This is a genomic window from Micromonospora sp. KC207, assembly GCF_004348615.1.
Taxonomy (GTDB): domain Bacteria; phylum Actinomycetota; class Actinomycetes; order Mycobacteriales; family Micromonosporaceae; genus Micromonospora.
The window spans coordinates 1-9,204 of the sequence record NZ_SMKJ01000283.1; the positions used below are offsets into that span (position 1 = coordinate 1).

At 71.5% G+C, this 9,204-nt stretch carries 5 protein-coding genes; 2 read left to right on the forward strand and 3 right to left on the reverse strand.

Features of this window, described 5'->3' with window-relative positions; all coding sequences use genetic code 11:
• Window positions 1–1,119 (reverse strand): beta-ketoacyl synthase N-terminal-like domain-containing protein (locus E1258_RS26495; protein WP_132405901.1); only part of this gene is annotated, 1,119 nt, incomplete at its 3' end.
• Window positions 1,120–1,466: 347 nt separating this feature from the next.
• Here E1258_RS26495 and E1258_RS26500 point away from each other — a divergent pair.
• Window positions 1,467–2,138 carry a PIG-L deacetylase family protein gene (locus tag E1258_RS26500; RefSeq protein WP_036375413.1) on the forward strand — a complete coding sequence of 224 codons (672 nt, stop codon included), beginning with the start codon at window positions 1,467–1,469 and terminating at the stop codon, window positions 2,136–2,138.
• Here E1258_RS26500 and E1258_RS26505 read toward each other — a convergent pair.
• A complete protein-coding gene (locus tag E1258_RS26505; RefSeq protein WP_132405903.1) occupies window positions 2,122–2,904 on the reverse strand; it encodes a thioesterase II family protein in 783 nt (260 codons plus the stop codon). The two genes, E1258_RS26500 and E1258_RS26505, sit on opposite strands and share 17 nt — an antisense overlap.
• 200 nt (window positions 2,905–3,104) lie before the next feature.
• Here E1258_RS26505 and E1258_RS26510 point away from each other — a divergent pair, with 200 nt between their 5' ends.
• Window positions 3,105–5,861 carry an AAA family ATPase gene (locus E1258_RS26510; RefSeq protein ID WP_132405905.1) on the forward strand — a complete coding sequence of 919 codons (2,757 nt, stop codon included), beginning with the start codon at window positions 3,105–3,107 and terminating at the stop codon, window positions 5,859–5,861.
• 401 nt (window positions 5,862–6,262) lie between these two features.
• Here the strand turns inward: E1258_RS26510 and E1258_RS26515 are convergent.
• Window positions 6,263–9,204, reverse strand: a 2,942-nt coding sequence (locus E1258_RS26515; RefSeq protein WP_132405907.1) for a type I polyketide synthase, incomplete at its 5' end; no start/stop codon positions are given.

Here is a 9,204-nt window from a genome sequence, read left to right on the forward strand (position 1 = left end):
CACCCCAGCGGCCGCCTGGGTGTGCCCGAGGTTCGACTTCAACGACCCCAACCACAACGGACGCTCCCGACCCTGCCCATACGTGGCCAACAACGCCTGCACCTCGATCGGATCACCCAACCGCGTCGCCGTGCCGTGACCCTCCACCGCGTCAACACCACGCACATCCAGCCCAGCGTTCGCCAACGCCGCACGAATCACCCGCTGCTGCGCCAACCCACTCGGCGCGGTAATGCCGTTGGACGCACCGTCCTGGTTCACCGCCGAACCACGCACCACCGCAAAAACCTCATGACCGTTGCGCTGAGCATCAGACAGCCGCTCCAACAACAGCACCCCGACACCCTCGGCCCAACCGGTGCCATCCGCGTCGTCGGCGAATGCCTTGCACCGGCCGCTGCGGGCGAGCGTGCCGTCGACGCTGAACTCCACGAACGTGCGTGGCGTGGCCATCACCGAGACCCCACCGGCCAGCGCCAGCGAACACTCCCCCTGGCGGAGCGACTGGGCGGCCAGGTGCAGCGTCACCAGCGAGGAGGAGCACGCGGTGTCCACGGTGACCGCCGGGCCCTCCAGCCCGAACGTGTAGGCCAGCCGGCCGGAGACGATGCCGGAGGAGCCATAGCTGCCGGGGTAGTTGTGGTACATCACCCCGGCGAACACCCCGGTCCGGCTCCCCCGCAGAGTGGCCGGCACGATCCCGGCCCGCTCGAACGCCTCCCACGACACCTCCAACAGCAACCGCTGTTGCGGATCCATCAACACCGCCTCACGCGGACTGATCCCGAAGAAGTCCGGGTCGAACCACGGCGCCTCGTGCAGGAACCCGCCCTCGCTGACGTAACTGGTTCCGGGTCGCTCACCGGTCGGGTCGAACAGCCGGTCCAGGTCCCAGCCCCGGTCGTCGGGGAACCGGCCGATTCCCTCCCGGCCGCCGGCCACCATGTCCCACAACTCCTCCGGTGAGCGCACCCCACCGGGGAAGCGACAGGCCATGCCGACGATCGCGATGGGTTCCCGGGCGGCCTCGGCGAGCATCTGGTTCTGTTCGCGAAGGCGTTCGGTCTCTTTGAGGGAGACTCGGAGGGCATTGACCAGTCGGTCCTGGGTGTCGTCCACTTAGCCGTCACTCCTCACGCATACGGCCCGACACCGCATGCGGCGGGCCCGGTCCACGGCGACACCCTAAGAGCCGAGGGCAGCAAGGCCCCACCCCTAGCCGGCCGGCCCCCCAGCGCGTGTGCAGAAGCGGCGGCACGCGGATACACCGCACGGAAACGCCTAGGGGTTGTCCAGCCGGGCATCCGCTGGAAATGTCCGGCAACGAAGGCTAGGCGCGACCGTGATCCTGACGCAGGCCAAGAACGTCGCCCTCAAATCACCGTGGCATCAGTACCCGGGATGCCGCGACGGCGCGCCCGAGACATATCCGTCCCAGGTGATCGAGACGCCATCGAAAGGTGACCATGGACAGGCTACTCATCGTCGTCGCCCACGGCGACGACGAGACGTTGGGCGCTGGCGGCACGATCGCGCTCCTGACCGACGCGGGCGTGGAGGTCAGCCTGTGCGTCCTCACCAACGACGACAGCGCGCGGGCCTGCACCGGACACGCCGTCACCGACCGGACCTCGCACATACAGGCGGCCGCGAGCATCCTGGGCATCAAGCGGGTCCAGGTGAACACGTTCCGCGACAGCAGGCTGGACCAGGTCGGCCAGCTTGAACTCAATCGCGTGGTGGAGCGGGAGATCCGCGAATTCGAGCCGGACGCGCTCTTCACCACCAGCATGGCCGAGTTGAGCGTGGACCATCAGCTGGCCAGCCGCGCAGCCCGGGTGGCCGGTCGCCCGGGACGCAGCGACATCCGGGAGATCCGGTGCTTCGAGGTTCGGTCGGCGACCGACTGCGCGGAGGCGTCCGGGGTGACACCCACGTTCCGGCCGAACTGCTGGCAGGTGCTGAACGAGTCGCACCTGGAGCGCAAGCTGGAGGCGCTGCGGGCGTACGGCAAGGAGATCGAGGAGTGGCCGAGCGCCCGGAGCGAAGACGGCGTCCGGGCGCTCGGTGCCTATCGGGGTTCGCAGGTCTCCGCTCCGCTGGCGGAGGCGTTCGAGTTGGTCAGGCTTGTGCTGTAACGACCCGGGCCGGCGGGTCACCGGCAGACCACTCTCCGAGGTGCCGCAGGATCGCCCGGTGTACCCCGTCGGCCTGGGCCCGAAGGAAGAAGTGGCCGCCCGGGAACACCTCGACCCGGCACCCGGCGGTGGTATGCGCGTCCCACGCGCGAGCCTCCGCCAGGCTGGTCACCGGGTCGCTGTCCCCGACCAGTACGCAGATCGGCCGGGTGAGTTCCGGGCCACCACCGTGCCGGTAGGTCTCCACCGCCCGGTAGTCGCCGCGTACCGCGGGCAGCACCATGGTGAGCATCTCCTCGTCGACCAGGACCGCGGAGTCCGTACCGCTCAGCTCTCGCAACGCCTGCACGATGCCCTGGTCGTCGCGGAGGTGTACGGACTCGTCGCCGTTGATCGAGGGGGCCCGCCGGCCAGAGGCGAAGAGTCCGATCGGCGGGGTGCCGTCGCGCTCCAGCCGCCGCGCCACCTCGTACGCCACCGTGGCGCCCATGCTGTGCCCGAACAGCGCCAGCGGTCGGTCGCACCGGGGCCGCAGCTCCGCCACGATGAGACCGGCCAGCTCACGCAGGTCGTCGACGCACCGTTCGGCGCGGCGGTCCTGGCGACCCGGGTACTGCACGGCGAGAACCTCGACCGCCGAGCCGAGGGCACGAGAAGTTGGAAAGTAGAAGGTGGCCGCTCCCCCGGCATGCGGAAAGCACACCAATCGGACCGGCGCATCCGCATTAGGGTGAAATTTTCGAAACCACGGGTGATTGTCATCCATTACCGCTGCCATGGTTCCGGAATGCCAGATCCGGCCCACCTTCATCAACCCCTATACATCGCTCCCCTATGGCCGTGTCTCTGGCCGCTGAGTCCAGTCCGAGTCCAGTCTGGTGACAGTCACATCGATGATCCTGTCTGGGAAATGTTAACAAGCATCGACCAAACGGCCACTAGGCACCGAGAACGACGGCGGTGAGCATGAACCTTGCGCCTGCGGCGCCTGGCTGCGCATGCGCTTCCCCGATTGGAAATCCGGCAAATGTATCGGTACCCGATGAAGCACTGACGGTCCTGCGCGAACAGTTCACGCACAGCGAATCTGGCGCCGGCCGGCTGGTGCTGGTGACCGGACCGGCGGCCAGCGGAAAGACCCAGCTGTTGACCCGGTTTCTGCCCTACGCGGCAGAATCGGGAGCGCTGGTCCTGCACGCCACCGGCGCCCCGGACGAACAGCGCCTGAACGCCGGCCTAGTTGATCAGCTTTTTACCAACTCGGCCCTGCCCGCGGCCGTCGCCGATCAGGTCGCGGCGATTCTGTCGCTGGTGCACCAGGCGCCGCCGGAGGAGCACCAGCCCGGTTCCCAGGTCGAGGCAACACCGGCCGTGACGGACAGCGAGATCTGCCGGATCCTGCTCGGCCTGACCCGGACCCAAACGGTCGTCATTGGGGTTGACGATCTGCACTTCGCCGACGAGAGCTCGGTCCGGATCCTGCTGCGCCTCCAGCGGCGGATCCGCTCCAGCCGCCTACTGATGCTGGTGAGTCACCCGGACGCAGCCGGCGCGGCGGAGCGGCAGCTGCTCGGCCTGTTCACCCGGGTCGCGCACGACCACGTACGGCTGGGGCCGCTCTCCGCGCCGGCCCTCGGGCAGGTGGCCAGCGAATTGCTGGACGAGCCGGTGGACGCCGAGCTGACCGGACGGCTGCACGAGTTGAGCGGGGGCAGCCCGATGCTGGTCAACGCGCTGCTGGAGGACTACCGCCGGAGCGAGCGCGACGGGCAGCCGGTGACCGGGCCGGCCTTCGTCCACGCGGTGTCGACGTTTCTCCAGCGCCGGGAGCCACCGCTGCATCAGGTCGCCGCCGCGATCGGGATGCTCGGTGACGAACTCAGCCGGGACACGATCGCCGTCCTCGCCGGGGTGACCGAGGACATCGCCGAAAACATGACCGCCGTCCTCGCCGGCGCCGGCCTGCTCGCGCACGGCCGGTTCCGGCACGCCGTGGCGGCCGCCGCCGCGGTGGACAGCCTGCCGCCGGCGGCCAGGGCCCAGCTGCACGTCCGGGCGGCCAGACTGAAGCTCCGGCAGGTGGCGCCCGCCAGCGAGGTGGCCGCGCACCTGGTCGCGGCGGGACAGCCCACGCCGGCCTGGGGGGTTGACGTGCTGCGGCGGGCCGCCGACCGCGCCGCGCAGGCCGACGAGATTGGCTTCGCGGTGCGGTGTCTGGACCTGGCGCTGTCCGCGGCGCCGGAACCCGGGCAGCGGCACGCGATCCTCGACGCGCTGGCCCGGGTCGTCTGGCGGGTCAACCCCTCCGCCGCCGCGGCCTACCTGACGGAGCTGCGGCACGACCCGGAGACGGTCGGCACGGAGCCGTTCACGCTGGCCCGGCATGCGCTGTGGAACGGGGAAGCGGATCTGTTCGGCAAAGCCGTCGCCGACCTGGCCCGGTGCCCCGACCGGTTCGACGCGCCGGCCGCGGCGAAGCTGACCCTGGCCGCCCAGTGGCACTTCGGCCGGTGCGAGGTACGGGTGGAGCCGCCAGCCGATCCGGCGCCCCGGCACTCCGACCCGTGGCGGCACACCGCGGCCGCGCTGGTCGAAATGTGGACGGTCGGCACCAACGACGCCACCACTGCCAGCGCCGAACAGATCCTGCGCAACTGCCCGCTGGGGGATATCACGCTGGAGTCGCTGCTCACGGCGATCCTGGCGCTGGCCTACGACAACCGCAGCAAGCGCGCCGAGTACTGGTGCGCCATGCTCAGCCAACAGGCAGCGCGCCGAGGTGCGGTGGCTTGGCAGGCACTGATCGACGGGGTCTGGTCCGGGATCGTCGTGCGCCGAGGTGACGTCGCCCAGGGGGTGACCCGTGCGCACGCCGCGCTGCGGCTGCTGGATACCCAGAGCTGGGGAGTATCGATCAGCCACCCGCTGACCACGCTGCTCGTCGCCAACACCGCCGCCGGTGCCTTCGACGCGGCCGCCGCGACCCTGCGCGAACCGGTACCGGACGCCATGCTCGGCACCATCGGCGGACTGCGCTACCTACGGGCCCGGGGACAGTTCCACCTCGCCACCGACCGGGTGCTGGCCGCGATCAGCGACTTCCAGAGGTACCGGCGGCTTATGGCCCGCGCCAAGCTGGACCACCTCTCGCTGCTGCCGTGGCGTACCGACCTGGCCGAGGCCCACCTGCGCCTCGGCCACCTCGTGGCCGCCCGGGAGCTGGCCAAGCAGCAACTGGAGCGGTGTGCCGAGACTGACACGTACGGGCGAGGCTCCGCCCTGCGGATCCTGGGTATGCTCGCCGTAGCAGCGGAGCGGCCGATCCTGCTCGGCCAGGCGGCGGAGTGCTTTAAGCGCTCCGGGGACCTGCTGGAGTTGGCCCGGAAGCTAAAGGTGCCGGGGCAGGAGTCACGGCAACCGGTCAACCAGACCGAACCAGCCCTGGTCGGGGCGCCCAAGGCCCTGCGCGTGGTGTCCGCCCCCGACACACCGGCGGCGGCATCCGGCGAGCCGCCGGAGTCCGGCGCGCTCACCGAGGCAGAACTGCGGGTCGCCCAGCTCGCCGCGCTCGGCGAGACCAACCAGCAGATCGGCAGCCGGCTCTTCATCACGGTGAGCACCGTGGAGCAGCACCTGACCAGGGTGTACCGCAAGATGAGAATCCGCGGCCGCAGCCAGTTGGCGGAGCATCTAGCCTCCTCGGTCCTCGGTTCGGCTGGTTAGCTAGCTAGTGCTTCGTTAGGTTGTGGCGTGTCGTTGCGTGACTTCGGTGGTGGATGTCGCTGCAGTGGTGGAGTGTGAAGGTTGAGGAGGTGGCGCGGCTTCGACCACGGTTGGCTCCAGCCGCCCGCCGCCGGCGGCCACCCCGACGGGCATGCGGCCAGCCCTCTCCCGCCCGGCCAGCCACACCACACGCAGCTCGGTTCGTAGCAGGTGCAGATGACGACGGGAGATCCCGGTGAACGCGGGACGGCTGAACACAAGTCGCGCCCACCGAATCGATACCCGGAGATGACACGTACGTTGGAGGGCCGCCGCCGACGGTCCTATTGCGCACGAGATCGTTAGTACTCCCACGTCACCTGGTTGCGGCGTTGGGCGTGGCGCGGGCATCAGGACGAGTACTAGCCTCGAGCGTCCAGTTCGGCGTCCAGGATGTCGAAGATCTCCTCCACACCGGCCGCGTCCAGGTCGGCCGCCGGCATTGGGTCCGCCCGATGCCCCTCGGACCACCGGGCGGCAAGCGACCGCAGCCGACCGGCGGTCCCACTGTGCGCGTTGGCATCGGGTACCCCGGTCGCGAGCGCGGCCTCGATCGCGGCTTCCAGCGCGGTGAGCGACGCTTCCAGCGGGACCACGCTCGGCGCCTGCTGCGTCAGCTCGGCGCCAAGGTGCTCGGCCAGGACGGCCGGCGACGGGTAGTCGAAGATCAGGGTGGCCGGCAGCTGCCGCCCGCTGCCGGTGTCCAGCCGGTTGCGCAGCTCGATCGCGGTGAGCGAGTCGAACCCGAGGTCGAGGAAGCCGCGCCCGGGATCCACCGCCTGCGGACCGGGGAAGCCCAGCACGGCCGCGACGTTCTCCCGTACCAGGTCGAGCAGTGCGGCACCGCGTTCCCCGGCGGGCAGGGCGGCGATCCGGGACCAGGCCGGGTCCGTGGCCTGCCGCGCCGATGCGCCGCGAGCCACCGGCCGGCCCGAGCCGGCGGCCGGCCGGCGGACCGGATCCGGATCGAGGTCGCGCAGCATCGCCGGGACCGGGTCCGGGCCCGGCGAGGGGACCGCGAGCCGGACCGGCAACAGCACCGGCTGCTCGGCGCGCAGCGCGGCGTCCAGCAACGCCAGGCCGTCGGCTGCGGACAGGCCGATCACGCCGGCGCGGGCCATCCGGGCCACGTTCGTCGGAGACAGTTCCCCGGCCATGCCCTGGCCGGTCCAGGGGCCCCAGGCCAGCGACAGCCCGGGCAGCCCGCGGCTGCGCCGGTGGGCGGCCAGGCCGTCCAGGACGGCGTTCGCCGCCGCGTAGTTCGCCTGGCCCGGTGCCCCGAGCGTGCCGGCGACCGAGGAGAACAGCACGAAGAGGGAGAGATCGAGCCGGTCGGTGTACTCGTGGAGATGCCGGGCGGCGTCGGCCTTGGCCGCCAGTACGGCATCCAGCCGGGCCGGGGTGAGCGAGCCGAGCACGCCGTCGTCGAGCACTCCGGCGCAGTGCACCACACCGGTCAGCGGCTGGTCGGCGGGGATCGCGTCGAGCACCGCTGCGAGCGCCGCCCGGTCGGCCACGTCGCAGGCGACCACCCGGACCGAGGCCCCGGCGGCGCGCAGGTCGGCGACGAGCTGCCCGGCACCGGGCGCGTCCGGGCCGCGCCGGCTGAGCAGGAGCAGGTGCCGGGCACGGTACGCGGTGACCAGGCGCCGGGCGACGAGACCGCCGAGGGTACCGGTGCCACCGGTCAGCAGCACGGTACCGGCAGCCAGTTCGGACGGGTTGGGCCGGCGCGACGCGGTGGGCGGCCGGGTCAGCCGGGGTACCAGGATCTGGCCGTCCCGGATCGCCACCTGAGGCTCGTCCAGACCGGGCACGTCGCGCACCAGGCGCAGGGAGGCGGGCGCACCGTCGACGTCAACGAGCAGCAGCCGGCCGGGATTCTCCAGCTCGGCCGAGCGGACAAACCCCCAGACCGCCGCGCCTGCGAGGTCGGGTACGTCATCGCCGTCCCGGGCCGGCACCGCCCCGGACGTGAGCACCATCAGCCGGGAGCCGGCCAGGCGCGGCTCGGCCAACCAGTCCCGCACCGTAGCCAGCAGTTCGTGCAGCACCCGATGCAGCTCGCCGTGCCCGGCCGGGACCAGCACGTTGTCGGGTACCGCGTCGGCGCCGGCCAGTGCGGGCAGGTCGGCGTACCGCCGGCCGCCCGGCGGGAGTATCTGCTCAGCCCGCCGCGGATCGTCGCCGAGCATTGCCCAGTTACCGTTGTCCATCACGGACGGTACGGGCACCGGGCGCCACCGCACGGCGTGCAGCCACCCGGCGATGTCGTCGGGTCCGGGCATCGGCGCCGGGCGGACCGCCAGCGTGTCGACGGAGAACACCGGTGTCCCGGAATCGTCGGCGCAGCTCACCGCGACCGAGCCGTCCGGTCCTGGGCGCACCCGCACCCGCAGGCTCGTGGCCCCCTGCGCGGTCAGTGCGGCGCCGGTCCACGCGAACGGCACCATCGGCCGACCGTCCTCGGTGGACTCGCAACGGGCGGCGGCGTGCAGCGCGGCGTCCAGCAGGGCCGGATGGATGCCGTACCCCTCGGAGTCGAGCCCGTCCGGCAGGCCGACGTCGGCGAACACCTCGTCGCCGCGCCGCCAGGCGGCCCGCAGTCCCCGGAAGGACCGCCGGTAGTCGAGCCCGGCGCCGTGCAGAGCCAGGTAGACGTCGTCGACCTCCAGTTCCGTCGCGCCCTCCGGCGGCCAGACCGTCAGGTCGGTGGGCGTCGGCCGGGGAGCCTCCCGGGTCAGCCGGCCGCGGGCGTGGGTACGCCACGTTCCGTCGCTGGGTCCGTCGACGCGCGAGTGCACGCTGACCGGGTGCCGTCCGTCCCGGTCTGCGGCTTCGACCCGTACCTGGAGCACCACGTCGGCGCGCTCTGGCAGGGCGAGCGGCTCGGCGAGCACCAACTCGGCCAGGCCGGTGCAGCCGAGTTCGTCGCCAGCCCGGATGGCGAGTTCGACGAGGCCGGTGCCGGGGAACAGCGCGCGGCCGTTCACCAGGTGGTCGGCGAGCCAGGGTTGTGTGGTGGTGGACAGGCGGCCGGTCAGGAGCACGCCGTCGTTGTCGGGTAGGTGGGCGACGGCGGCCAGGAGTGGGTGTTCGGCGGGGGTCAACCCGGCGGCGTTCAGGTCGGTGTCGGTGGTGGGGGTGAGCCAGTACCGCTGCTGCTGGAACGGGTACGTCGGTAGGGGTACCCGGTTGGCGGCGATGCCGGTGTAGTAGGCGTCCCAGTCGATGGGGACGCCGTGGGTGAACAACTCCCCCGCCGCCTGGGTGACCGCGGTGACCTCGTCGCGGTCCTTGCGCA